This is a genomic window from Rhabdaerophilum sp., from assembly GCF_046092605.1.
Classification (GTDB): Bacteria; Pseudomonadota; Alphaproteobacteria; order Rhizobiales; family Beijerinckiaceae; genus Rhabdaerophilum.
In genome coordinates this window covers 13,329-36,843 of the sequence record NZ_JBJTDY010000159.1, presented here as the reverse complement: position 1 = coordinate 36,843, position 23,515 = coordinate 13,329, and the positions used below count along the sequence as shown (strand labels likewise).

Genomic DNA, 23,515 nt, shown 5'->3' with positions numbered 1-23,515 from the left:
ACGCCGTGAACGTCGCCCCGCCCGTCTCGGCCAGAACTTTCGTGATCGCAGCCGTCAGTGACGTCTTGCCGTGGTCAACGTGACCAATCGTGCCAATGTTGCAATGCGGCTTCGAACGGTTGAACTTTTCCTTGGCCATCGTGGCTTCCCTGCTGCTGGCGCGTTAAGACAGACGCGACGGATATTCCGGCGCAGCCTGGCGGGCCGTTTAGGCGGGTTTCATCGGAATTTCAAGCGCCGCGCGCGATTTCGGCAAGCTGGTATCCTGGTGCATCAAGCGCGGGCACCAAGCCTCTGGCCAGCGCGGCCGGTTCATGCCACCCCTGGGAAATGCCCATGAGCGAACAGCTGGAATTTCTCCTCACCAATGCCGAGACGCGTGCAGCCGATGCCCGCGCGGAAGCAGCCGGCCTGCCCGTCTCGCGCCTGATGGAACAGGCCGGGCGGGCGATTGCCGCCTGCCTTTCGGGATCGCGCTGGAACGGCGCATCCCTCGCGATTCTCTGCGGCCCCGGCAATAATGGCGGCGATGGCTATGTCGCCGCGCGCCTTCTTGCAGAGCGCGGGCATCGGGTGGAGGTTTTCGCGGATGCCGCCCCCAGGGAAGGCGCGGCGGCCGGGATGGCCCGCCTTTGGGCAGGGCCGGTTCACCCCCTCCCCACCTTTGTGCCTGATGGCTGGGATGTGACCATCGATGCACTCTACGGCTCCGGCCTCAATCGCGCAATCGAAGGGCCGGCGGCCGAGGCGATCCTTCGGCTGAATGCGGGGAATTCGCATGTCATCGCGGTGGACGTGCCCTCTGGCCTCAACGGGGATTCCGGCCAGCCCACGGGACCAGTGATCGAGGCCGACGAGACGATCACCTTCTTCGCGGCCAGGCCGGGCCATTGGCTCTGGCCGGGGCGGATGCTCTGCGGCACCCTGCAGGTCGCCGAGATCGGCCTGGATCACACGCATCTCGATGCCGCACCGCGTCTCTTCCGCAACACACCCGCGCTCTGGCGCAAGGCGATCCATACGCGTGACCCGGCCTCGCACAAATATCGCAACGGCGCGGTTCTCGTGGTGAGCGGGCCGGAATTCCGCACGGGCGCGGCACGCCTTTCCGCGCAGGCGGCGCTCCATGCCGGGGCGGGCGCTGTCACACTGTGTGGCGAGCCGGCCGCCCTGCGAATTCACGCGAGCCATGTCACGGCGATCATGCTGCGCGAGGCGGCAGTCCCCTCGGATTTCGCGGGGCTGCTGGATGAGAACCGCTTCGACAGCGTGGTGATCGGCCCGGCTGCGGGCGTGGATGAACCCACCGAAGCGCGGCTGCGTGCCCTGCTGGCGCGCCCCCTTCCCGCCGTGCTCGACGCGGATGCCCTGACGGTTCTCGCCGGAAAACCCGAGAATTTCCCGCGCGACGGAACACCCCGCCGCGTGCTGACCCCGCATGAGGGCGAGTTCAGCCGCCTCTTTGGCCAGGAACTGGCAAGGGATGCGACCTACGCCGCACTTTCTTCGGAACTTCAGGCATCCAAGGTGGAGAAAGCGCGCGCCGCATCCCGCCTTTGCGGGGAAATCGTTGTCTGCAAGGGACCGGATTCGGTCATCGCCGCGCCGGATGGCCGGGCCGCGATCAACACCAATGCCGGGCCTGAACTCGCGACCGCCGGCAGCGGCGATGTGCTCGCGGGGATCATTGCCGCGCATCTCGCTTCTGGAATGCCGGCTTTCGAGGCAGCTTGCACAGCCGTCTGGCTCCATGGCCATTGCGGTGCGGAATTCGGCGCAGGCCTCACGGCAGAAAGGCTGGTTGATACGCTCCGCCCCCTTTCAGCCTATCTCTGAAACTTCATCGTTTTTCGCATTTTTCTTCACGCGAACCGGTGCCCACCCCCGCCTCCGCAGGGGCATGCTTCGCTTGAAAATGCTTTTCTCTTTACTTTATCGCATTTTCTTCACGCGAACCGGTGCCCACTTCGCTTGAAAATGCTTCAGGATTTCGGCCTGAACGCGACGATCCGAGCCGGGTCGGTCTCCAGCCGCGCGCCACCGATGAGATCGATCCCATAGGGAACGGCGGCGAAGACCGCATCAAGGCAGGTGCGGATGGCCGAGGGCTTCCCCGGCAGGTTGACGATGAGGCAGGCACCGCGGGTTCCCGCGATCTGCCGCGAGAGGATGGCGGTTGGCACCTCGCGCAGGCTCGCGCGGCGCATTTCCTCGCCGAACCCGTCGAGCAGGCGCTCGCAGACATCGCGCGTCGCCTCGGGCGTCACGTCGCGCGGCGCGGGACCGGTGCCCCCGGTCGTGAGGATGAGGCTCGCGCCCTCCTCATCCGCGAGCTTGCGCATGGTGGCGGCGAGTGTCTCGCGATCATCCGGCACCAGACGATAGAGCGGCTCCCATGGGCTTGTGAGCACCTCGCGGAGATAGGCCTCAATGGCCGGGCCGCCCTTGTCTTCGTATTCGCCGCGGCTCGCGCGATCCGAACTGACGAGAATGCCGATTCTTGCTGCTGTGGTCATGGTTTCCCTCGCGCCTTCTTCCTAGCGGGAAAGCGCGCGAGCGTCACCCGCCACGATCAGCCGCCCTTGCCGATCCGCACGATCGAGAAGCAGCCAAACGGTCCGCCGGGAATGCGCAGGATGATCGACAGGTCGGGCTTCGTGCCGGCCCATTCGGTCACACGTTCGAAGGGGAAATCCGGGCGCAGGCCGACATGATGCATCAGTGGCGCGACGCAGGTTTCCAGCGCTGCGAGAGCAGGATTCCGCGAACGGAAATGGTTCAGCAGGAACAGGGCCCCGCCCGGCCGCAGCACGCGACAGGCTTCATCGAGCACCTTTTCCGGGTTCGGCACGAGCGTGATCAGGAATTGCGCGACCACCGCATCGAAATGCTGCTCGGGAAAGCCGAGGGCTTCCGCATCCATCACCGCCAGTTCCGCGATATGCGCCCGGGTGCCGGCCGCGGCGCGGATTTTCGCCCGCGCGATCATCGCCTCGGAGGCGTCGATGCCGGTCACCCTCATGTCGGAATCGTAATCGGCGAGGCTCAATCCGGTGCCGACACCGATCTCCAGCACATCACGCCCCGCCATGGAGGCGAGCGCGACGAGCCGCTTGCGTGATGGTGCGAACAGCCCGCCACAAACCAGATCATAGACCGGAGCCCATGCCTGATAGGCGCGATGCATGATGCCGCGATCGGGGTCGCGGCTGTGGACGGAGAAAGAGGAGGAATGAGCCATGGACAAACCCTGACTCCGCCCCATGACGACGCAGTGACAACGAACGCTACCGAAATGTCGCAAAAAGCTGTTATGGGTTCTTTTGAAGGAGAGCAGAATGCCCGATCCAGAAGCCACCCGGCTCCGAGCCTTGTTCCTGTCCGATCTGCATCTCGGGACGACGGGTTGCCAGGCGAGGATGCTTCTCGAATTCCTGCGCCGCTACGATGCCGACACGATCTATCTCGTCGGCGATATCGTCGATGGCTGGCGGCTGAAATCCGGCTGGTATTGGCCGCAGGAACAGAATGACGTGGTGCAGAAGCTCCTGCACAAGGCGCGCAAGGGTGCGCGGCTCATCTACATCCCCGGCAATCACGACGAATTCCTGCGCGATTATCTCGGCCTGCATTTCGGTGAGATCCAGATCGCACAACGCGCCTTCCATGAAGGCGCGGACGGGCAACGCTACCTCGTTCTGCACGGCGACGAATTCGACGTGGTCGTGGCCCATGCCCGCTGGCTCGCGCTGCTGGGCGATTGGGGCTACGAGTTCGCGCTCCGGAGCAACCGCATCGTCAATGTGGTGCGCCGCCGCCTCGGCCTGCCTTACTGGTCGCTCTCGGCCTGGGCGAAGCTGAAGGTGAAGAGCGCGGTGAATTACATTGGCAATTTTGAACATTTTCTCGCCAATGAAGCCCGCGACAACGAGGCCGCCGGCGTGATCTGCGGACATATCCACCACGCCGTTGACCGGATGATCGAGGGAGTGCGCTACATGAATTGCGGAGATTGGGTGGAGAGCTGCACTGCTCTCGTCGAGGATTACGACGGAACCTTTCGCATCATCCGGTTCGCGGAAGATTTGCGCGCCGAAAGCCTCGCACCCGCCCGGGCCGCGTCCGGCCTGCAGCAGGCCGCCTGATGCGCGTGCTCGTCGCCTCCGATGCCTGGGAGCCGCAGATCAACGGCGTGGTCCGCACGCTGCAGAAGCTGCGTGACATCGGCCCTTCGCTCGGGCTCGAACTCGGCTTCGTGACGCCCGACCAGTTCCGCAGCGTGCCCATGCCCGGCTACCCGGAAATCCGCCTCGCGATGGTCGGAACCGGCGGGCTGGAAGCCGCCTTCCGGCGCATCCGGCCCGAGATATTCCACATCGCGACCGAAGGCCCGATCGGGCTTGCGGCGCGCAAGGTGGCCCTGAGGCAGAACGTGCCGCTGACCACCAGTTACCATACGCGCTTCCCCGAATATCTGCGCGCGCGCCTGCCCGTGCCGCTCGCCGCGAGCTATGCCGCCCTGCGCTGGTTTCATAACGCGTCCGATGGCATTTTCGTCGCCACGCAATCCCTCGACGACGATCTGCGGGCGCGGGGTTTCCAGCCGCTGATGCGCTGGTCGCGCGGGGTGGATCTCGATCTCTACTCCCCGCGCAGGGAATCGCTGGTGGAATGGAAGCGCCCGGTTTTCCTCAATGTGGGCCGCGTGGCGGTGGAGAAGAACCTCGCGGCCTTCCTCTCGCTCGATCTGCCCGGCACGAAGGTGATTGTCGGGGATGGTCCCCAGCGCGCCGAGCTTGAGGCACGCTTCCCGGATGCAATCTTCCTTGGTGCGAAAACCGGCGCGGAACTGGCCGAAATCTACCGGCAGGCCGATGTCTTCGTCTTCCCGAGCCATACCGACACCTTCGGAATCGTGCTGCTGGAAGCCCTCGCCTCCGGCCTGCCCGTGGCGGCCTATCCGGTGATGGGCCCTGTCGATGTTGTCGGCGGAACGGGCGCTGGCGTGCTCGACTGGGACCTGCGCGCGGCGGCGCAAGCCGCGCTCGCAATCCCGCCCGAGGCCTGCGTGGCGCTGGCCCGGAGCTATAGCTGGGCCACGAGCATCGCGCAGTTCCGGGATAACCTTCACGCAGCGATGGACCAGAAGGCGGGCAAGAAGGGCGTTTTGCGCGCAGCCTAGAGCAAAAACCGATCTGACAGACTGAGATCTGGCGCTCACTCTTCTTGTTTTCGCATCCGCTTTTTTCCGCCAACCTTTATCCACTTGGCGGGCGGATGCTTTAGCTCTTCCGAATCCGCGCGATCGCCTCGCCCGCGATCCCGCCAAGCGCGACCGCCGTGAGCAGGCCATTGCCGGAGAGGTAACCCGAGGCTTCCGGGCCGGAAACGCCGCAGGCCGCCCCGCCCGCCGCGTAAAGGCCGGGAATGGCCGAGCCATTCTCGTGAAGCACCTGCGCCTCGGCATTCACAGCCAGCCCACCCTGGGTGTGGAAGAGCGCGCCTTCCACCCGCACGGCGCAGAAGGGCGCCGTGAGCCTCGGAACACCTGCGAAATCGCGCCCGAACATGTCGCATCCCCCGGCGACCTTTAGGGCGTCCACCTCGGCCATGGTCGCTTCGAGCGCTGCGGCATCGAGGCCGAGCTTGCCCGCCAGTTCAAGCCAGCTCCCCGCCGAAACCAGCGCGCCTTGGGCCTCGGCGAGGCGGAAATCCTCGAATTGCCGGGCTACCCCCGCGATATGGACGTCGAAAATCGAATAAGCCACGCCGCCGGGCTGACCCGCGACGCGCGCAGCCTGCTCGGAATAGCCCTCGGCTTCGTTCGAAAAGCGTTGGCCATCGCGATTGACCTGCACGCCGCCTTCGGTGATCGTGGCCCAGGTGATCAGGATGCCATGGGGATGCGCCACGGAGCCATGCCCCTGATAGCCCGAAAGATCACGTGTTGCCGCGCCCAGCGCCTCGCCCCATAGAAGCGCATCCCCCTGATTGCCGGGATGGCCGAAATAGAGCGCGCCCGCGAGCGAGGGGATGAGCTTTGCCACGAGTGCGGGGTTGCCGCCATAGCCGTTGCAGGCGAGCAGGATCGCCTCCGCGCCGATGCTCTCGCGCGTGCCATCGGGCCGGGTGATCGTCACGCCCACCGGCCGCCCGGCCGCATCCACATGCAGCGTCTCGGCCCGCGCTTGGGTAATGATCGCGATGCCCGCTTCCTCCGCCGCGTGACGGAGGCGATCGACAAGTTCGCGGCCGGAACGGGAGGCAAGGCCGTGCATCCGCGCCGCGCTGTGGCCGGGATAGCGGAAATTCTCGATGACGGAGAAGGCAAGGCCATGCTTCTCCGCCAGCCATTCGAGCCGCGGGCCGATCGCGCGCGCCACGGCCTCGACCAGAATCGGTTCGGCCTTGCCCTTGGCCTTGGCCTGGATGTCCCGGGCAAAGAGTTCCGGACTATCCGAAATGCCGGCCTCGCGCTGCCACCGCGTGCCCGCCGCCGGGATCAGCCCTGCGGAAAGCGCCGTGGAGCCTGAGGGAACCGCATCGCGCTCGATGACCAGAGGTTCGAGCCCCGCTTCAGCCGCCACAAGCGCCGCGACGAGCCCCGCCGCGCCCGCGCCGATGATCACCAGACGCGTCTCGAGATCGAAAGCCGCGGGCGGAGCCGCGATGCGGGTCATGCTTCCATCTCCGCCATCACCTCCGCGATTGTCCGGATCCGCGCCACGGGCTTCAGCCCGGCGATGGCCTCGTCGTGGATCGCCGGCGAGAAGGCCGCGGAGCCATCGCGAAGCACCGTCACGCCGAGATCGCGCACATGCGCATCGCGCACGCTGGAGGCGACCCCGCCATTCGTGACGATGCCGCCGACCACGAGATGCTCGATGCCGGTCTTGCGCAAGAGCCATTCCAGACGCGTCATGTAGAAGGCGGAATAGGCGATCTTCTCGACGCTCATGTCGATGGGCTGGAGTTCATCCACCACCGCCTGCCCCCAGCTTCCCGGCGCGAAATCGCCACGCTTCAGGAAGGGCCGCAACGCCTTCAGATGCGGCGAGATCAACGGTTCCCCGCCCCGCCCCGGCACGAGCGTGAAGAGCGTCGCGAGGATCGGCACGCCCTTCGCGCGCGCCTTTGCCACCAGCGGCTGAAGGCGCGCGGGAAGCGCCGCGATCTCAGCCGCGCCCTGCCCGCCCCGCGCATAGGCGCCATCGGGATGGATGAAATCATTCTGCAGGTCGACCAGCAGGATCGCGGTCTTCGACCAGTCCGGGGTTTGGGCCATCACGCCTTCTCCAGTCACGCCCTCTCCAGGAGGATGTTGCCGAGGGAATCGACCCGCGCGACCAGACCGGGATCGACCACGATGGTCGCATCCGGCTGTTCGAGGATCGCGGGGCCGACAATGCGTGCATCCGCCGGAAGGTCGAGGCGTGCAAGGATCGGTGTCGCGTGGAAGGCGCCGTCAAACCACACGTCGCGCTCGCCCCTGCGCGCGGCCTCCAGCGTGCCGCCGGCCTTCGGCGCGAGCATCGCGAGATCGAAGGCGGGGCGCTTGCCGATGGCCGTGGTCCGCAGGTTGACGATCTTCACGCCGATGCCCGGCAGCAACCGGCTGAAGGCCTGGCTGTAGGCGGCCTCGAAAGACTGCCGCACATCCTCTTCGGTGAAGGTTTGAGCCGGGGCAACCTTGAACGGCACCGCCACCGTATGCGTCTGCCCGAGATAGTGCATGTCAAACTCGAAGCGGATTTCCACGCCCTCGATGGGCAGGCCCGCGCGCTCCACCACATTCCGCGCGGCCTCCGCCTCGCTGGCCATGCGGGCAGAAAGGGCAGCGCAATCCAGCCCCTTCAGAGCGAGATTGAACGTCTGCACCTGATCGTGGCGGATATCCGCGATCACACATCCCAAAGCCGAGGTGACACCCGGAAAACGCGGCACGAGCGCGGCCTTGAGCCCGACCTCCTTCAGCAAAGCGCCGGCATGCAAGGCCCCCCCGCCGCCGAAGGGCACCAGCGCGAACCGGCCCGGATCATGCCCGCGCTCAATGGAAACGAGCCGAATCGCGCCGGCCATGCGGGCATTCGCGACGCGCAGGATCGCCTCCGCCGCCGCTTCCGGTGACAACCCGAGGGGATCGCCGATTTCCCTGCCGATCGCCGCGCGCGCCGCCTCGAGATCCAGCCTTTTCAGTGCGCCGCCGATCGGCTTTTCGGCATTGATGCGCCCGAGGACGATGTTGGCATCGGTGAGCGTGGGGCGCATGTTCCCCGCGCCATAGGCCACGGGGCCAGGCCGCGAGCCCGCGCTTTCCGGCCCCACGCGCAGCATGCCGCCCGCATCAACCGCCGCGATGGAGCCGCCGCCCGCGCCGATGGTCGTGATCTCGATCATCGGGTTGCGGATGACCATGCCGAAATCGATCGTGGTCTGCGCCGCGAGTTCGGCGCGCCCGCCCAGCACGAGGCTCACATCGAAGGATGTGCCGCCGAGATCGCCGGTGATGACATCCGGCATCCCAGCCGCCGCGGCAATCGCCGCCGCCGCGATCACCCCGGCCGCCGGGCCGGAGAGGGCCGTGCGCACGGGGAAACGCCGCGCGGTTTCGGTGGACATGACGCCACCATTGGATTGCACGATGTGGAAGCGCCCGGCGAAGGCTTCACCCGCCAGGGCCGCTTCCAGCTTGGCGAGATAGCTGCCGACCACCGGCTGGAGGCAGGCGTTCAGCGCGGTGGTGGAGGTGCGTTCGAATTCGCGGATCTCCGGCAGGATTTCATGCGAGGCCGCAAGCCGGTCCGGCGGGAGAAGCCCGGTGAGCGCTGCGAGTGCCGCCTTCTCGTTGGCGGCATTGGCGTAAGCGTTGATGAAAACAACGGCGAGCGCCTCCGCGCCATCGGCCAGCAGGGCTTCGCCGAGCGCGCGCACTTCCGAGGGGTCCACCGCTTGGCGGATCGAGCCATCGGAAAGCACGCGCTCCCTCGCTTCGCGGCGCATGTGGCGCGGGATGACCGGCGTGAAATCACCCGTCAGGCCCCAGGTTTTCGGTCGGTCGCGGCGGCGCATTTCGAGCACGTCGCGGAAGCCTTCGGTGGTGATGAGACCGACGCGCGCGATCCTGCGTTCCAGCAGCGCATTGGTGCCCACGGTCGTGCCATGCACGATGGAGCCGATATCGGCAACCGCGCCGAAAACCTGGAGGCCGTTGAGAAAACCCACGGCCTCGTCACCGCGATTGGACGGCACCTTCGCGGTGCGGAACTCGCCCGTCGCGCCATCCATCAGGAAGAGATCGGTGAAGGTACCGCCGACATCGACACCCACCACGCGCCCCTTTGCCACGCGGGAACCCCCCATCATCCCACCTTCCCGTAATCACGCGCGGCACCCTGAGGGGTGACGTAGCCTTCCGCGAGATCGCGCGCGAGGCTGGCCTCATCGCGCGCCGCCGGATCGCCGAAACCGCCGCCACCCGGCGTTTCAAGCCGCACGCGCATGCCCGGTTTCAGCTTCACGCCGGTGACCTTCGAGGCGAGCGGCGGGGAGGCTTCGCCCCCGTCTTCCGTCTGCCAGAAAAAGCGGTTCAGCGCTGCGGGCTTTCCGCCCCGAAGCCCGAAGGGCGCACCCTTGCCGCGCTCGCCGAGAAGAAACACTTCAGCATCCGTCAGCGCCTCGAATTCATAGATCGCCCCGAGCCCGCCGCGATGCGCGCCGGCGCCTGCGGAATCCGGGCGCAGGGCCCAGCGCGTGACCATCACCGGGTTGCTCGCCTCGAGGATTTCCGCCGGCGGCATGGTGGCGGTGGAGATGGGGTTGTTCGCGTGCGAGAGCCCGTCACCCGTGGGCGACGCGCCGAGCCCGCCGCCGAAGAACGAAAACATCACGAACGGCGAGCCATCGGGACGCTTCCCGGCGATCGAGAGCGCGTTGATGGTTCCGAAAGGCCCGGCCAGCGCGCGGGAAGGATCTGCCTGCCCGATCGCGCCGAAGATCACGCCGATCACGCGCAGGATCGTCTCGGTATAGCCGCCCACGGGCTTTGGCGCCTTCACGCCGAGAAGCGTCGTCTCGGGGATCACGAAGGTGATGGGCCGGAGGCAGCCGGCATTGGAGGGCACCTCCGGGAAAAGGTGCTTCAGCGCCACGTAACAGCTTGCGACCGCCGTGGAATAAGCGATGTTCAGCGGCCCCGCGCAAGGCGGCGAGGATCGCGAGAAATCGAGCCTCATCGTCTCGCCCGAAACCGTGAGATCGAGCGCGATGGCCAGAGGCTCATCGGTGATGCCATCATTGTCGAGAATGTCGTCGAAGCGATAAGTGCCATCGGGCAAGGCTGCGATGGCCGCGCGCATCAGCGCATCCGCCCCCTCCGAGAAGGCATCGAGCGCGGCGGCGACCGTGTCTTCGCCCGCTTCATCGAGCAGGCCGTCAAGGCGGCGCTCGCCCAGGTCGAGCGCGTTCAACTGCCCGTTGAGATCGCCGAAATTCGATTGCGGCAAACGGCTATTGGCTGAGAGAATGCTCAGGATATCGCGGTTCATCACGCCCCTTGCGATGAACTTCACCGGTGGAATGCGCACGCCTTCCTGGTGGCTCTCGGTCGCGCGGGCATTGAAGCCGCCCGGCACATTGCCGCCGATATCGAGCCAATGGCCCACGCTCGCGAGCCAGCAGAAAAGCTTTCCCTGCCGGAAAATCGGCCGCACGAGTCGGAAATCGTTGAGATGCGTGCCGCCATCGTAAGGATCATTGAAGAGGAAGGTATCCCCCGGTTCGAGCCCGCCCTCGTCCTTGACCCTGGCGATCACCGCGCGCACGGCAAAGGCCATGGCGCCTACGAAAATCGGCAGGCCCTTGGTGCCCTGCACCAGCGTTTCGCCTGTCTCGGCATGGTAGAGGCCATGGCAGGCATCGCGCGCCTCCGCGATGATCGGGTTGAAGGCCGAGCGATAGAGCGTGGCATCCATCTCGTCGGCAATCTGTTCGAGGCGGCCGCGCAGAACCGCGAGCGTCACGGCATCCGGGCGGGTCACCGGCCTTCCTCCCGGTCATAGGCGGCCGCGCGCCGGAGTGCTTCCACCGTGCCCATCCTCTGGTTCAGCTCGTTGAAATCGAACATTCGATCCCGGAACGGCGCATTCGTGCCATGCGCGGCCAGAGAGGCGTAATAGGCCTCGGCGATCTTCGCCACGGCGCGCACGATGCCGCCGGGAAAGATGACGAGCCGGTAGCCGAGTGCCTGCAATTCGCGCGCATCGAGCATGGGGGTGAGGCCACCCTCGACCATGTTCGCCATCAATGGCGCGCGATTGCCCAGCCGCGCCGTGATAGTCGAGAGCATGGCGTGATCGCGCGGTGCCTCCACGAAAAGCAGGTCCGCCCCGGCCTCGAGATAGGCATCGGCGCGGGTGAGCGCGGCATCGAGCCCTTCTACCGCCACCGCATCCGTGCGGGCGATGATGAGAAATTCCTGCGAGCCGCGCGAGGCTGCGGCAGCGCGGATCTTTCCGGCCATTTCCTCCCGCGCAACAAGCGATTTGTCCGCGAGATGCCCGCAGCGCTTCGGAAAGGTCTGATCCTCGATCTGGATGGCATTGGCGCCGGCGCGCTCGAAGGCGCGCACGGTCCGCTCGACATTGAGCGCATTGCCGTAGCCGGTATCGCCATCGACGATCAGCGGGGCTTTCACCCGCTCGCGGATCAGGCGGATGGCCTCGGCCGTCTCGCTCATCGTGACGAGCCCGAGATCGGGTCCGCCGAGCCGCGTATAGGCCATTGCCGCGCCGGAGAGATAGAGCGCGCCAAAACCGGCGGCTTCCGCAAGGCTCGCCGTCAGAGCATCATAGATACCGGGAGCCACGACGATATCCGGCCCCGAGAGCCTGTCGCGCAAGGATATGGAAGTCGTTGAATTCACCATCGTCACAATCCCAGATAGGTCTTCTGAAGGCCGGGATCGGCCGCGAGGTCCCCCGCCGGACCGGCGAGCGCGACGAGGCCATTTTCGAGCACGGAGGCGTGGTTGGCGAGCGCCAGCGACTGCACGACATTCTGCTCCACGAGCAGGATCGCCAGGCCCTCGCTGGCGATGCGCCGGATCAGTGCGAACATCTCCTCCACCAAGATTGGCGAGAGGCCGAGCGAGGGCTCATCCAGGATCAGCAGGCGCGGCTCGGCCATCAGCCCGCGACCGATGGCCAGCATCTGCTGCTCACCGCCCGAGAGCGTGCCGGCGAGCTGCTTCTCGCGCTCCTTCAGGCGCGGGAAGATCGCGTAGATGCGCTCGCGATTGGCCTCGCGCCGGGCGCGACCCCGCGCGAAACAGCCCATATCGAGGTTGTCGCGCACGTCGAGGTTCGAGAAGATCTTCCGCCCCTCTGGCACGTGGATCAGCCCGGCCTCGACGATCGCGCGGGGGGTTGCGCGGGTGATGTCGGCACCATCGAAGCGGATGTTGCCCGCGCGCGGCCGGATGAGACCGGAAAGCACCTTGTTCAGCGTGGTTTTGCCCACGCCGTTTGAACCGAGGACCGCGACGATCTCGCCGGGCGCCACACCGAGATCCACCCCGCGCAGCACATCCGTGACGCCATAGCCGGCAACGAGGCCGGAGACTTCGAGAAGCGCCTCAGACATGCGGGCGTCAGACATGCGCACTTCAGACATGCGCGCCTCCAGCGGTCGCAACTCCCTGGGCAAGCCGCTCCGCCGCGCCCTTCCCGAGATAGGCCTCGATGACGCGCGGCTCGCGCACCACCTCGGCCGGCGCGCCCTCGGCGATCAGCCTGCCCTCGGCAATCACGATCACGCGCTCGCAGAGCGACATCACCGCCTGCATCACGTGCTCAATCATGAGGATGGTCACGCCGGCCGAGCGCACCTTCAGCAGCACGGGGATGATGTCGCGGATCTCGCTGGGGTTGAGGCCCGCGAGCACCTCGTCGAGCAGCAGCAGGCGCGGCCCCGTCGCCAACGCGCGGGCGAGTTCGAGCCGCTTGCGCCCAGCCACCGTCAGCGCAGAGGCCGGTTTGTCCGCCTCGCTTGCGAGCCCGACCAGCGCCGCCACCCGATCCGCTTCCGCCATCGCGGCATCGCGCGCGGGGTGGCGGAGATAGGCGCCGACCGCGATGTTCTCGCGCACGCTCAGCCCGGCGAAGGGCTGAACGATCTGGAAAGTGCGCGCGAGGCCGAGCTTGGCCAAAGCCTCCGGCGGCTGGCCGAGGATCGAGCGCCCCTCGTAGAGCACATCGCCCGCGCTCGGCACGGTGAAGCCGGAGATCATCGTGAAGGCCGTGGTCTTGCCCGCTCCGTTCGGGCCGATGAGCCCGGTGAGGGAGCCGGTTTCGACGGTGAAGCTCACATCGCTGACGGCGGTGAGGCCGCCGAAACGCTTGGTGAGGTTCCGCACCTGAAGCATCGGGTCAGCCATGGGAGGTCGGCTCCCCGCCCCGATCGCCCTTCGCGAACAGGCCGATCACCCCGCGCGGCGCGAAAGCCACGACCAGGATGAGCACGATGCCATAGACCACGAGATCGATGCCCGGCACGCGCCCCGCCGCGAGCTTGGTGATCTCGCCGAGGCCATGCAGCAGAGCCGCGCCAAGCAGCGGGCCGAGCACCGTGCCCGAGCCGCCGATGATCGCGGCGAGAAGCGCCTCCACCGAAATCCACGGCCCAAACGCGATCGCCGCATCGAGATAGAGGAAATACTGCGCATAGAGCGCGCCCGCCGCCGCGGTGATCGCGGCGGAGAGCGAGATCGCCTGCAGCTTCACGGCCAGCACATTGACGCCCAGCGCCCGCGCTGCCGCCTCGTTCTCGCGGATCGCCACGAGATAGGCCCCGAAGCGGCGCTGCTCGATGGCGCGGTTGAGGATGAGCACCGCGCCGACCAGCGCCAGCGCAATCCAGAAGAAAACGGCACGGCTCGCGAACTGGAAATTCTCAGGGCGGACATCGAGCTTGATCAGGATGCCCGCGGCACCGCCGGTGATCGGCGCGGCATTGGCGAGAATGCGCAACACTTCCGCAAAGGCGAGCGTCACCAGCGCGAAATAGGACCCGCGCAAACCGGCGCGGAAACTCAGCGAGCCGATGACAAACCCAACAAGACCGCCAAGCGCGATGCCCGCAGCAAACCCGGCCCAGGCATTCACGCCATAGCGCACCTGCAGGATGGCCGTCGTGTAGGCGCCCACGCCGAAGAAGGCGGCATGGCCGAAGGAGAATTGCCCACCATAGCCGCCGGCGAGGTTCCAGCCCTGACCGGCCAGCGCGATGACCAGTACGAAGAACAGGAAGTTCAAGGCCGTGTTCGGCAGGCCAAGCAGAGGAAGCCCCGCCAGAACCGCGAGGATGCCGATCAGAAGCGCGAAAGGCGGATGGCGCAGCAGCATGTCAGGCCTTCGCGCCAAAAAGGCCGGTGGGACGCAGCAGCAGCACCAGGATGAAGATCAGGAAGATGCCGATCTGACCGAGCGATTCCCCAAGAAGCAGGCCGCTCACGCTCTCGACCATGCCGATGAAGAGCCCGCCGATCAGCGCTCCGGCAATCGAGCCCATGCCGCCGAGCACCACAATCGTGAAGGCCACGAGCACGAAGGCATTGCCCACGCGCGGGTTCACGTAGAACGAGGGCATCAGCAATGCCGCCGCCACGGCAAGGCAGGCGCAGCCGAGGCCGAAGGTGATCGCATAGACATGCGCGACATCGATACCCATCAGCGTGGCACCCAGGCGTTCCTTCGCCACCGCGCGGATCGCCTTGCCGGTATCGGTGCGGACCATGAACAGCCAGAGCAGGATCGCGACGGCCACCGAGCCGGCAAGCCCGATCAGCTTCGGCTGGGAGAGCAGAAGCGGACCGATTTCCACCACGTTGAAGCCATAGGGCACGTCGATGGTGCGCGTATCAGACCGGAAAACGGCCAGCAGCCCGTTCTCGATCAGGATCGAGAGGCCGAGGGTCACCAGCAGGATGTTCTGGTCGTCGCCATGGCTCGCAGGACCGATCACGAAGCGTTGCAGCCCGTAGCCGAGGACGAAGAAAAAGGGCGCGAGAATGAGGATCGAGACGTAGGGATCAATCCGGAACGCGACGTGCAGCACGAAGACCGCGAACATCGCGGCGGTCAGCAGGGCGCCATGCGCGAAATTGATGATGTGCAGCACGCCGTAGACAAGCGTCAGCCCGAGCGCGATCAGCGCATAGACGGCACCGGTCATCAGCCCGTTCAGCACGGCCTCGAAGATGATGGCGGGCGAATACATGCCGCGCTCCTGCTGGCGAAAACGACAGGCTCAAGGGCCGCATCCGGGAATGAGGGACGCGGCCCGTTCCTTCCGGGTTCAGACCGGATTCATGCCCGGACGGGGAAGACCGGCCTCGCATTGGCGAAGCTCTCGGGGAAGATCACCTTAATGTCCCCGCCCTGAACCTGCGTGTTCACCGGGGCCGCGCCGGTATTCTGGCCATTGACGAATTTCGTCGGGCCATAGGGCATGATGTGATCATCGTAGGCCGAATTGGCCAGCGCCTCGATGATCTTGCCACGATCCGCCGAGCCTGCCCGCTCGATCGCATCCGCCAGCAGGCGCACGCAGGAATAATTGAGCGGAATGTTGTAGGCCCAGACCGACCCGGCATCGGCGGCGGCCTTCATCACGACGGCGGATCTCGCCTTGCGCGGATCATGCCAGTGGTTGCAATCCATCACGTTTTCCGCCGCTTCCGGGAACTCCTTCACGAAGCGGAAGTTCGAGGCCGCGCCGTTCAGCACCGCATAGATGCCCTTCGGACGGATGCGCTGCTGCTGCATGGTGCGGGCGAGCAGCACGAACTCACCATAATAGCTCGAGGGGATCACGAGATCCGGGTTCAGCGCGCGGATGCGGAGCGCCACATTCGCCATGTCCCGCGAGGGGGTGGGATGCGCGATGGTCTCGAGCACCTCGAAGCCGTGCTTCGGCAGTTCCGTGGCCATCAGCTTGGCGAGGCCCGAACCGAACAGGCCGTCCTCATGCACCAGCACCACGGTCTTTGCGGGCTTGCCGGCCGCGTCGTTGAGTTTCACGAGGTTCGAGACGGCGGCCGTCGTCACCGTGCCGAAGCCGGGGCCGAGGCGGAAGGTGTTCTTCAGCCCGCGATTAACGATCTGGTCGGAGACGCCGACATCGACGATGTAGGGCAGATCATAGCGAGAGGCGGCCTGGCTCGCCGCAAGGCAGATCGGCGAAGCGAAGCCGCCGACAATCGCCGCGACGCCCTCGGCGTTCAGCTTTTCGACCTCCTGCGTCGCCGCTTCCGGGTTCGAGCGGGCATCGGCGAAGACCATCTCCAGCTTCGCGCCGCCCATCGACCGGATGCCGCCGGCATCGTTGATCTCCTTCAGCGCGATCTCCGCGCCAAGTCGGCCGAAGGCGCCATCCTGCGCCAGCGCGCCGGTGACCGGCTGGAGAATGCCGACCTTCACGGCCGGAACCTGCGCCCGCAGGATGGCCGGCGAGGCCATGAAAGCGGCGCCCGCTAGCGCGCCCTTGAGGATCGTGCGGCGATCGGCGTCGCCGGAGAGGATCGGAGTTCTGGTGGTCATGAAGGCTCTCCCTGTTGTTCTCGATTTCATTCGGCGGCTTGGGGTGGGCGGTTGTTTCCAGGCTTCGTGCCATCCACCGCCACGGGACGCCAGCGACGCCCCTCGCGATGGCCGGCACGGACCAGATCCATCTGGAACGAGTAGAGATCGGGGCGATAAAGCGCCTGCAGATGCTCGATGCCTCTTCCCTGCGGATCGAAAACGGTGCGCGTCAGCGTCAGCAGCGCCGCGCCCGGCTCGATGCCCAGGGCACGCGCCACATCCGGCCCGGCGAGCGCGGCGGCGATGGTCTGCCGCGCATGGTCGGCCACGAGGCCCGCACGCTCCAGCAATTCCAGCAAGGGCCTCTTCGCAAGGTCATCCTCGCTCCAGCCGATGCCGATGCTCTCCGGCACCGATGTCACGAGATAGGAGAAGGGCTGGCCATCGATGACGCGAACGCGCTCGGAGCGCTGGACGCGCTCGCCCTCCGGCAGTTGCAGGGCGATTCCGATATCCGGTGACGGCGCGAGATAGGCGAAGGAGAGGAGCTTCACGCTCGTGCGGCGGCCCATTTCCACGAGATGCGTCAGCACATTCGCAAGATCCGCGACCACCGGGCTGCCGCCGCCGCGCGCGCTGAGATAGGTGCCCGAACCCATGCGCCGCTCGACCAGCCCCTCGGCTTCGAGCCGATCCAGCGCATGCCTGAGGGTGACGCGGGAAACTCCAAGTTCGGCCGCAAGCGTCGGCTCGCCGGGAAAGCGCTTGCCCGGTCGAAACTCCCCGCGCGAAATCCGGTCACGCAGGGCGAGATAGGCTCCACGGGTGCGGCTGAGGCCGGCGCGAAAGTTCCGCTCGTTGCCTTCGGCCGCAGAAACCATGCCGCATGCCCCTTTCCGAACCCTCTGCCCGGCCTAACTTGCGGATGAAGCCCGCAAGCCCGCAAGCCCGCGCCGCAACGCCCCTCGCCTGTCTGCTTTACGATCCCGATATCTGTCTTACCTATAGAACAGGCTTGAGCCGTCAAGCCGCCGGCAATCCTTTTCCGCCAGGCCTTCGCAATTTTCTCCGGTGGCGCATGAACGAGATCCCGCCCCGCACCCTGTTCGACAAGGTCTGGCAGGCCCATCTCGTGCTGACGCGCGAGGATGGCACCAGCCTGCTGGCCATCGACCGGCACTTCCTGCATGAGGGTTCGCACCACGCTTTCGCGCAACTCGCCGAGAAGGGCGCGCGCGTGGCGCGGCCCGATCTTACCTTTGGCGTGGCCGACCATTACGTGCCGACCCGGCGCGGCGCGGGGCAAGCCATCGACCCGGCCATCGCGGAGATGGTCGAGCGGCTCGAGCGCAACACGGCGAAGCATGGCATCATGCTCTTCGGCCTGGGCGATCCGCGGCAGGGCATCGTGCATGTCGTCGGGCCGGAACAGGGGCTCACCCTCCCCGGTCTCACCATGGTTTGCGGCGACAGCCACACCTCGACGCATGGCGCCTATGGTGCGCTCGCCTTCGGCATCGGCGCGAGCGAGGTCGCGCATGTGCTGATGACCGGGACGCTCTGGCAGAGAAAGCCGAAAACCTTCCGCGTGAAGGTCGAGGGCATCCTCGGCCCCGGCCTCTCCGCCAAGGATATCGCGCTGCATCTCATCGCGACCATCGGTGCCGACGGCGCGACGGGCCATGCGCTGGAATATGCCGGCAGCGCCATCCGCGCGCTTTCGATGGAAGGGCGGCTCACGCTCTGCAACCTCTCGATCGAGAGCGGCGCCCGCTGCGGCATGGTCGCGCCGGACGAGACAACCTTCCGCGCCATTGCCGGCCGCCCCTTTGCTCCGAAGGGCGGGCTGTTCGAGCAGGCGATTGAAGCCTGGCGGCAGCTCCCGAGCGAAGCGGATGCGCATTTCGACCGGGAAATCACAATTTCCGCCGATGAGATCGCGCCGATCGTCACCTGGGGCATCACGCCCGAACAGGCTTTGCCGGTCACCGCCCGCGTGCCGGACCCGGCGCGCGAAACCGACCCCGTGCGGGCGGAAGCCGCACGCGCGGCGCTCGATTACATGGGACTTGCGCCCGGCATCGCGCTGACGGATGTGCCGGTCTCGCGCGTGTTCATCGGCTCCTGCACGAACAGCCGCATCGAGGATCTGCGCGCGGCGGCCAGCATTCTCGCGGGGCGCAAGGCGCGCGTGCCCGGCCTCGTTTCGCCCGGCTCATCGGGCGTGAAGCGGCAGGCGGAGGAGGAAGGGCTCGATCGCATCTTCCGGGAGGCCGGGTTGGAATGGGTCGAATCCGGCTGCTCAATGTGCGTGGGCATGAATGGCGATGTCGGCCAGCCCGGCGAGCGCATCGCCTCCACCACGAACCGCAATTTCAAGGGCAGGCAGGGCGCGGGCGTGCGCACGCATCTGATGAGCCCGGCAATGGCCGCAGCGGCCGCGATTGCCGGCACGCTTGCCGATTGCCGGCCGTTTCTCGCGGGGCGCAAGCCATGAAACCGTTCACGCGCGTCACGGCGCTGGCCTGCCCGCTGCCCATCGCCAATATCGACACGGATCAGTTGATCCCCGCCCGCTTCATGCGCCGCACGCGGAAGGAGGGCTATGGCCCGGTCCTGCTGCATGACCTGCGCTTCGAGGCGGATGGCGCGCCGAAACCCGATTTCCCGCTTGCACGCCCGGAATATGGCAGCGCGGGCTTCATCGTGGCGCGGCGGAATTTCGGCTCGGGCTCGAGCCGCGAGGCGGCCGTTTATGCACTGGCGGATTTCGGCATCCGCGCGGTCATCGCCCCCTCCTTCGGCGATATCTTCGCGCAGAACGCGGTGAATAACGGCCTGCTGCCGGTGCGCCTGCCGGAGGATCAGGTCGAGCAATTGCTCGTGAAACTCGCGGCGGAGCCTGCGGAAATCACGGTCGATCTGGAGAATGCGCGGGTCGAGGCGCCGGGGCTCGCCCTGCCCTTCACCCTTGATCCGGTCTGGCGAACGAAGCTGCTGAACGGTTGGGATGACCTCGACCTCACGCTCAGCCACCGTGCAGAAATCGAGCAATTCATGGCCCGGGACGCCAGTTCCCGGCCCTGGATGATGCCTCATCCTTCAAAATAGCCGGCAATCTGTCGGGTCTTGGAGCAATTTTCGAAATGCAAGCCTCCAAGGCTTGCCCGAACCACCGGCGCGGCCAATTTCATGGGATGAAAAACAGGAAAATCCGGGGCGGGAGGATTTGCCCTTGACCATGACCAATCAGGAAGCGGGCCTGAAGGCCGGCCCGGCGGAAGACTTGTCGACAATCCGGTTGATCGGCGATATCGCGCGTAATTCCGCCCGTCTTTATGGATCGAGAACGGCCTATTCGGTCGTCATGCCCAATGGCATGTACGGAAAGCTGAGCTTCGAGGCGATCGACAGCCTTTCGGATGATTTCGCCGTCTATCTGCGCGAGGAGCTGGGGCTGAACGCTGGCGACCGGGTTGCCTTGCAGGTGCCCAACGGGCTCACCTTTCCCATCGCGGCATTCGGCATCGCCAAGGCCGGCCTCGTGCTGGTCAACACCAATCCCCTTTATACCGGCGCGGAGATGGGGCGGCAATTCGCCGATGCCGGAATCCGTGCGCTCGTCATCGTCGACATGTTCGCGGACAAGCTGACGGAAGCCGCAATCCATCCGATCGAGCATGTCATCCTCGCGGCGGTCTCGGAAAAGATGCCGCGCATGGTGAGCGGGGTCATCCGCTTGGTGCAGCGCTACTGGGACCGGTCGCTGCCGCCAATCAGCCATGCCCATACCCTGTTCGGTGACGCACTCGCGCGCGGCGCGGCTTTGCGCGCGGACCGGGGCATCGATGTCAAGGATTACACGGCCGATACCCGCCCCGATGAGCTGGCGATGCTGCAATACACCGGCGGCACGACGGGCATCGCCAAGGGCGCGATGCTCAGCCATTCCAACCTGGTATCGAATGTGGGGCAGGCCGAAATCTTCTTCGGCGGGGAAATCCGTCCCGGTGCGGAAGTTGTTCTCACGGCGCTGCCGCTCTACCACATCTTCGCCTTCACCGCGAATATGCTATTCTTTCACAAATGGGGGGCCGAGAACATCCTGATCCCCAATCCGCGGCCGATTTCGAACCTCAAGCGCGCCTTCGAGAACCACGCCATCACCTGGATGACCGGTGTGAACACGCTGTTCAATGCGCTGAACAACGAATTCTGGTTCGCGGAAGATCCGCCGAAATCCCTGCGCGGCGCGGTGGCCGGCGGCATGGCCTTGCAGACCTCCGTGGCCGAGCGCTTCAAGGCCATCACCGGTATCGACGTGCTGGAAGGCTACGGGCTCACGGAAACCTCGCCGATCGTCACCTTCAATTCCCGCCGGAATTTCCGGCTCGGCACCATCGGGCAACCCATGCCCGAGACCGATATCCGCCTCCTCGATGCCGAGGGGCAAGAGGTGGCACCGGGCGAGCCGGGCGAAATCGCCGTGCGCGGCCCGCAGGTGATGGGCGGCTACTGGAACAGGCCGGAGGAAACCGCCGCCACCCTGCGCAACGGATGGCTGATGACCGGCGACATCGCGACGGTCGATTCCGAGGGCTTCTACCGCATCGTCGATCGCAAGAAGGACATAGTGCTGGTCTCCGGCTTCAATGTCTATCCGAACGAGGTCGAGGATGTGCTGGCCGCCCATCCCGGCGTGGTCGAGGCGGCGGTGATCGGCGTGCCGGACGGCGCGGCGGGCGAGGCGGTCTGCGCCTTCGTGGTGCGACGCCACAGAGAGGCGCCCACGCCGGAGCAATTGCGCGGGCATTGCAAGGCGCATCTTGCCGCCTACAAGGTGCCCAAACGCATCGAATTCCGCGATCAGCTGCCGAAATCGAATATCGGCAAGATCGTCCGGCGGGAGTTGCGCGCCGAACTGGAAAAGGCGGGAGGCTGACATGGTCGGCGCATTCGAACAGGCCGTCCTCGCCGCCATGATCTTCGTCATCATGCTCGGCATGGGCGCTTCCCTTACGCCGCGCGACTTCGTGCTCGCGCTGAAGCGTCCCTATGGCATGCTGATCGGGCTCGTCTCGCAATATGGATTCATGCCCCTGATCGGGCTTGTCCTCGCGCTCACCCTGCCCGTCTCGGACCCGATCAAGATCGGGCTGCTGATCATGGGCTGCATGCCGGGCGGCACGACCTCGAACATCTTCACCTATTTCAGCCGCGGCAATCTCGCGCTCTCGGTGCTGATGACCGTGAACTCGACCATCGTGGGCATCCTCGCCATTCCGCTGCTGATCGTGACCTATGTCGCGATCCTCACCGCGACCGGCTCCATCTCGCTGGTTGTCCCGGCGCAGAACATCATCATCACGCTCATCCTGCTGCTGGTGCCGGTGGCCATTGGCATGGCGATCCGCCGCTGGAACGCCAATATCGGCGCGCTGGTGGAGCTGGTCGGCAGCGCGCTGGGGCTGGTCTTCATCATCCTGCTGCTGGTCACGTGGGTGCCGCGCAACTGGCAATTCCTGCTCGAGACGCCGGGCTGGGTGTTCTTTGGCGCCATCGGGCTCGGCGTGTTCGGCTTCCTGTTCGGCTACCTGTTCTCGACGATGCTGAAGCTGCATCCGCGCAATGCCCGCACCATCGCGCTCGAGACCGGCATCCAGAATGGTCCGCTGGCGATCGCCATCGTCGCCTTCACCTTCACCGGGCCCCTGCAGAACGTCCAGCAGGCGGTGATGGCCGTTCCGGCGCTCTATTCGCTGTTCATCGTCATCACCTCGGCGATGCTGACGATCTGGTTCCGGCGCGCGAATGCGGCGGAGGAACAGAAGATCCCCGATGCCCTGCTCTAGAGCATCCGCCCGCCAAGTGGATAAAGGTTGGCGCAAAAAAGCGGATGCGAAAACACGAAGAGTGAGCGCAGTATCGGCTTCAATCAGATCGGTTTGCGCTCGCCTCTGCATGCGTCCCCGTTCGGCGCTTCTCCAGCGGGCGGGGCAATGCTCTTGCAGGCATCCCGCAAGGGGATTGCCTGGCATGGCCCGGTGAAGGCTTGGCTTTCGCAACCCCGCGGGGTTTAATGAAGGCTTCGGAAAAACAAGCGAGGCTTCCCGCCTCACGCGCCGCGCTGGTGGCGCCCCGAAGGTTGCCATGCCGGCCAGCCGCCGAGCCCGGAAACCTGGCGTGAGCCGAGAGCCGACCCGCAAGGGCCGCGCCCGGCCTTGCATGCGACATTCGATCCATGGCCGGTGAAGCGCAGAGCCCGAACGGAGGCAATCGGCGCATGGCTTGCGGCGCTCGCGCGGGGCCTCGCCCTCGGGCTCACGCACCTCTTACCGCGCTAGAGCATCCGCCCGCCAAGTGGATACCGGTTGGCGGAAAAATCGGATGCGAAAACAAGAAGAGTGAGCGCCCGATCTCTTTCTGTCAGATCGGTTTGCGCTCGCCTTTGCATGCGTCCCCGTTCGGCGCTTCTCCAGCGGGCGGGGCAATGCTCTTGCAGGCATCCCGCAAGGGGATTGCCTGGCATGGCCCGGTGAAAGCTTGGCTTTCGCAACCCCGCGGGGTTTAATGAAGGCCCCGGAAAAACAAGCGTGGCTTCCCGCCTCACGCGCCACGCTGGTGGCGCCCCGAAGGTTGCCATGCCGGCCAGCCGCCGAGCCCGGAAACCTGGCGTGAGCCGAGAGCCGACCCGCAAGGGCCGTGTCCGGCCTTGCATGCGACATGCGATCCATGGCCGGTGAAGCGCAGAGCCCGAACGGAGGCAATCGGCGCATGGCTTGTGGCGCTCGCGCGGGGCCTCGCCCTCGGGCTCACGCACCTCTTTCCGGGCTAGAGCATCCGCCCGCCAAGTGGATACCGGTTGGCGGAAAAAGCGGATGCGAAAACAAGAAGAGTGAGCGCCAGATCTGATTCTATCAGATCGGTTTGCGCTCTAA

The 23,515-nt window shown here is 66.0% G+C and carries 21 protein-coding genes; 7 read left to right on the top strand and 14 right to left on the bottom strand.

Going from position 1 to position 23,515, the window contains the following annotated elements; all coding sequences use genetic code 11:
* Positions 1-139, bottom strand: a 139-nt coding sequence (locus ACKODO_RS12425) for a GTP-binding protein (protein ID WP_408983752.1), incomplete at its 3' end; no start/stop codon positions are given.
* 197 nt (positions 140-336) lie between these two features.
* Here ACKODO_RS12425 and ACKODO_RS12420 point away from each other — a divergent pair.
* Complete coding sequence (locus ACKODO_RS12420) at positions 337-1,836, top strand: NAD(P)H-hydrate dehydratase (protein WP_408983748.1); 1,500 nt, start codon at positions 337-339, stop codon at positions 1,834-1,836.
* A gap of 146 nt (positions 1,837-1,982) precedes the next feature.
* On the opposite strand, the gene mog is transcribed toward ACKODO_RS12420, so the two are convergent.
* On the bottom strand, positions 1,983-2,516 hold the full coding sequence (gene mog, locus ACKODO_RS12415) for a molybdopterin adenylyltransferase (RefSeq protein WP_408983747.1): 534 nt from the start codon (positions 2,514-2,516) through the stop codon (positions 1,983-1,985).
* Between the two features lie 56 nt (positions 2,517-2,572).
* Entirely contained in the window at positions 2,573-3,241 is a 669-nt protein-coding gene (locus tag ACKODO_RS12410) for a class I SAM-dependent methyltransferase (RefSeq protein WP_408983746.1), read from the bottom strand.
* Positions 3,242-3,338: 97 nt separating this feature from the next.
* Here ACKODO_RS12410 and ACKODO_RS12405 point away from each other — a divergent pair, with 97 nt between their 5' ends.
* Both ACKODO_RS12405 and ACKODO_RS12400 read left to right on the top strand, forming a co-directional pair.
* A complete protein-coding gene (locus tag ACKODO_RS12405) occupies positions 3,339-4,145 on the top strand; it encodes a UDP-2,3-diacylglucosamine diphosphatase (RefSeq protein ID WP_408983745.1) in 807 nt (268 codons plus the stop codon).
* Positions 4,145-5,182, top strand: coding sequence for a glycosyltransferase family 4 protein (locus tag ACKODO_RS12400; RefSeq protein ID WP_408983744.1), 1,038 nt, complete (start codon positions 4,145-4,147; stop codon positions 5,180-5,182). Before ACKODO_RS12405 ends, ACKODO_RS12400 begins: the two co-directional genes overlap by 1 nt.
* 100 nt (positions 5,183-5,282) lie before the next feature.
* Here ACKODO_RS12400 and ACKODO_RS12395 read toward each other — a convergent pair whose 3' ends face one another.
* The 11 genes from ACKODO_RS12395 to ACKODO_RS12345 all read right to left on the bottom strand — a co-directional run bounded on the left by ACKODO_RS12395 (position 5,283) and on the right by ACKODO_RS12345 (position 17,458).
* On the bottom strand, positions 5,283-6,680 hold the full coding sequence (locus ACKODO_RS12395) for an FAD-dependent oxidoreductase (protein ID WP_408983743.1): 1,398 nt from the start codon (positions 6,678-6,680) through the stop codon (positions 5,283-5,285).
* The gene (locus ACKODO_RS12390) at positions 6,677-7,285 is read right to left on the bottom strand and encodes a cysteine hydrolase family protein (RefSeq protein WP_408983742.1); all 609 of its coding nucleotides are present in this window, start codon (positions 7,283-7,285) and stop codon (positions 6,677-6,679) included. Before ACKODO_RS12390 ends, ACKODO_RS12395 begins: the two co-directional genes overlap by 4 nt.
* Positions 7,286-7,299: 14 nt before the next feature.
* On the bottom strand, positions 7,300-9,363 hold the full coding sequence (locus ACKODO_RS12385) for a hydantoinase/oxoprolinase family protein (RefSeq protein ID WP_408983741.1): 2,064 nt from the start codon (positions 9,361-9,363) through the stop codon (positions 7,300-7,302).
* A complete protein-coding gene (locus tag ACKODO_RS12380; RefSeq protein ID WP_408983740.1) occupies positions 9,360-11,036 on the bottom strand; it encodes a hydantoinase B/oxoprolinase family protein in 1,677 nt (558 codons plus the stop codon). The genes ACKODO_RS12385 and ACKODO_RS12380 overlap by 4 nt, the downstream gene beginning before the upstream one ends.
* The gene (locus ACKODO_RS12375) at positions 11,033-11,902 is read right to left on the bottom strand and encodes an oxaloacetate decarboxylase (RefSeq protein ID WP_408983751.1); all 870 of its coding nucleotides are present in this window, start codon (positions 11,900-11,902) and stop codon (positions 11,033-11,035) included. The genes ACKODO_RS12380 and ACKODO_RS12375 overlap by 4 nt, the downstream gene beginning before the upstream one ends.
* Before the next feature lie 23 nt (positions 11,903-11,925).
* Positions 11,926-12,669 (bottom strand): ABC transporter ATP-binding protein, encoded by a 744-nt coding sequence (locus ACKODO_RS12370; RefSeq protein ID WP_408983739.1) that lies wholly within the window; start codon positions 12,667-12,669, stop codon positions 11,926-11,928.
* On the bottom strand, positions 12,662-13,420 hold the full coding sequence (locus tag ACKODO_RS12365; protein ID WP_408983750.1) for an ABC transporter ATP-binding protein: 759 nt from the start codon (positions 13,418-13,420) through the stop codon (positions 12,662-12,664). The genes ACKODO_RS12370 and ACKODO_RS12365 overlap by 8 nt, the downstream gene beginning before the upstream one ends.
* 4 nt (positions 13,421-13,424) lie before the next feature.
* Positions 13,425-14,399, bottom strand: coding sequence for a branched-chain amino acid ABC transporter permease (locus ACKODO_RS12360; protein ID WP_408983738.1), 975 nt, complete (start codon positions 14,397-14,399; stop codon positions 13,425-13,427).
* Between the two features lies 1 nt (position 14,400).
* The gene (locus ACKODO_RS12355) at positions 14,401-15,273 is read right to left on the bottom strand and encodes a branched-chain amino acid ABC transporter permease (protein ID WP_408983737.1); all 873 of its coding nucleotides are present in this window, start codon (positions 15,271-15,273) and stop codon (positions 14,401-14,403) included.
* An 89-nt stretch (positions 15,274-15,362) separates the two neighbouring features.
* Positions 15,363-16,595, bottom strand: coding sequence for an ABC transporter substrate-binding protein (locus tag ACKODO_RS12350; protein WP_408983736.1), 1,233 nt, complete (start codon positions 16,593-16,595; stop codon positions 15,363-15,365).
* Between the two features lie 26 nt (positions 16,596-16,621).
* Entirely contained in the window at positions 16,622-17,458 is an 837-nt protein-coding gene (locus tag ACKODO_RS12345) for a GntR family transcriptional regulator (RefSeq protein WP_408983735.1), read from the bottom strand.
* A gap of 197 nt (positions 17,459-17,655) precedes the next feature.
* Between ACKODO_RS12345 and leuC the strand changes: the two genes are divergently transcribed.
* The 4 genes from leuC (at position 17,656) to ACKODO_RS12325 (ending at position 22,429) form a co-directional block, all read left to right on the top strand.
* Positions 17,656-19,074, top strand: coding sequence for a 3-isopropylmalate dehydratase large subunit (gene leuC, locus ACKODO_RS12340; protein ID WP_408983734.1), 1,419 nt, complete (start codon positions 17,656-17,658; stop codon positions 19,072-19,074).
* Positions 19,071-19,688, top strand: a complete 618-nt coding sequence (gene leuD / locus ACKODO_RS12335; RefSeq protein WP_408983733.1) for a 3-isopropylmalate dehydratase small subunit — start codon at positions 19,071-19,073, stop codon at positions 19,686-19,688. The genes leuC and leuD overlap by 4 nt, the downstream gene beginning before the upstream one ends.
* Before the next feature lie 130 nt (positions 19,689-19,818).
* Complete coding sequence (locus ACKODO_RS12330; protein WP_408983749.1) at positions 19,819-21,519, top strand: AMP-binding protein; 1,701 nt, start codon at positions 19,819-19,821, stop codon at positions 21,517-21,519.
* A gap of 1 nt (position 21,520) precedes the next feature.
* Positions 21,521-22,429: a bile acid:sodium symporter family protein gene (locus ACKODO_RS12325; RefSeq protein ID WP_408983732.1), complete on the top strand. Its 909-nt coding sequence runs from the start codon at positions 21,521-21,523 to the stop codon at positions 22,427-22,429.
* The last annotated feature ends 1,086 nt before the right edge of the window (positions 22,430-23,515 follow it).

Excerpts from the sequence above, each read along its gene's own strand:
- ACKODO_RS12325 (WP_408983732.1), top strand. The coding sequence starts at position 21,521 with ATGGTCGGCGCATTCGAACAGGCCGTCCTCGCCGCCATGATCTTCGTC.
- mog (WP_408983747.1), bottom strand. The coding sequence starts at position 2,516 with ATGACCACAGCAGCAAGAATCGGCATTCTCGTCAGTTCGGATCGCGCG.
- ACKODO_RS12390 (WP_408983742.1), bottom strand. The coding sequence starts at position 7,285 with ATGGCCCAAACCCCGGACTGGTCGAAGACCGCGATCCTGCTGGTCGAC.
- ACKODO_RS12330 (WP_408983749.1), top strand. The coding sequence starts at position 19,819 with ATGACCAATCAGGAAGCGGGCCTGAAGGCCGGCCCGGCGGAAGACTTG.
- ACKODO_RS12370 (WP_408983739.1), bottom strand. The coding sequence starts at position 12,669 with ATGTCTGAAGTGCGCATGTCTGACGCCCGCATGTCTGAGGCGCTTCTC.
- leuD (WP_408983733.1), top strand. The coding sequence starts at position 19,071 with ATGAAACCGTTCACGCGCGTCACGGCGCTGGCCTGCCCGCTGCCCATC.
- ACKODO_RS12365 (WP_408983750.1), bottom strand. The coding sequence starts at position 13,420 with ATGCTTCAGGTGCGGAACCTCACCAAGCGTTTCGGCGGCCTCACCGCC.
- ACKODO_RS12405 (WP_408983745.1), top strand. The coding sequence starts at position 3,339 with ATGCCCGATCCAGAAGCCACCCGGCTCCGAGCCTTGTTCCTGTCCGAT.
- ACKODO_RS12360 (WP_408983738.1), bottom strand. The coding sequence starts at position 14,399 with ATGCTGCTGCGCCATCCGCCTTTCGCGCTTCTGATCGGCATCCTCGCG.
- ACKODO_RS12400 (WP_408983744.1), top strand. The coding sequence starts at position 4,145 with ATGCGCGTGCTCGTCGCCTCCGATGCCTGGGAGCCGCAGATCAACGGC.
- ACKODO_RS12410 (WP_408983746.1), bottom strand. The coding sequence starts at position 3,241 with ATGGCTCATTCCTCCTCTTTCTCCGTCCACAGCCGCGACCCCGATCGC.
- ACKODO_RS12420 (WP_408983748.1), top strand. The coding sequence starts at position 337 with ATGAGCGAACAGCTGGAATTTCTCCTCACCAATGCCGAGACGCGTGCA.
- ACKODO_RS12355 (WP_408983737.1), bottom strand. The coding sequence starts at position 15,273 with ATGTATTCGCCCGCCATCATCTTCGAGGCCGTGCTGAACGGGCTGATG.
- ACKODO_RS12345 (WP_408983735.1), bottom strand. The coding sequence starts at position 17,458 with ATGGTTTCTGCGGCCGAAGGCAACGAGCGGAACTTTCGCGCCGGCCTC.
- ACKODO_RS12385 (WP_408983741.1), bottom strand. The coding sequence starts at position 9,363 with ATGATGGGGGGTTCCCGCGTGGCAAAGGGGCGCGTGGTGGGTGTCGAT.
- ACKODO_RS12350 (WP_408983736.1), bottom strand. The coding sequence starts at position 16,595 with ATGACCACCAGAACTCCGATCCTCTCCGGCGACGCCGATCGCCGCACG.
- leuC (WP_408983734.1), top strand. The coding sequence starts at position 17,656 with ATGAACGAGATCCCGCCCCGCACCCTGTTCGACAAGGTCTGGCAGGCC.
- ACKODO_RS12395 (WP_408983743.1), bottom strand. The coding sequence starts at position 6,680 with ATGACCCGCATCGCGGCTCCGCCCGCGGCTTTCGATCTCGAGACGCGT.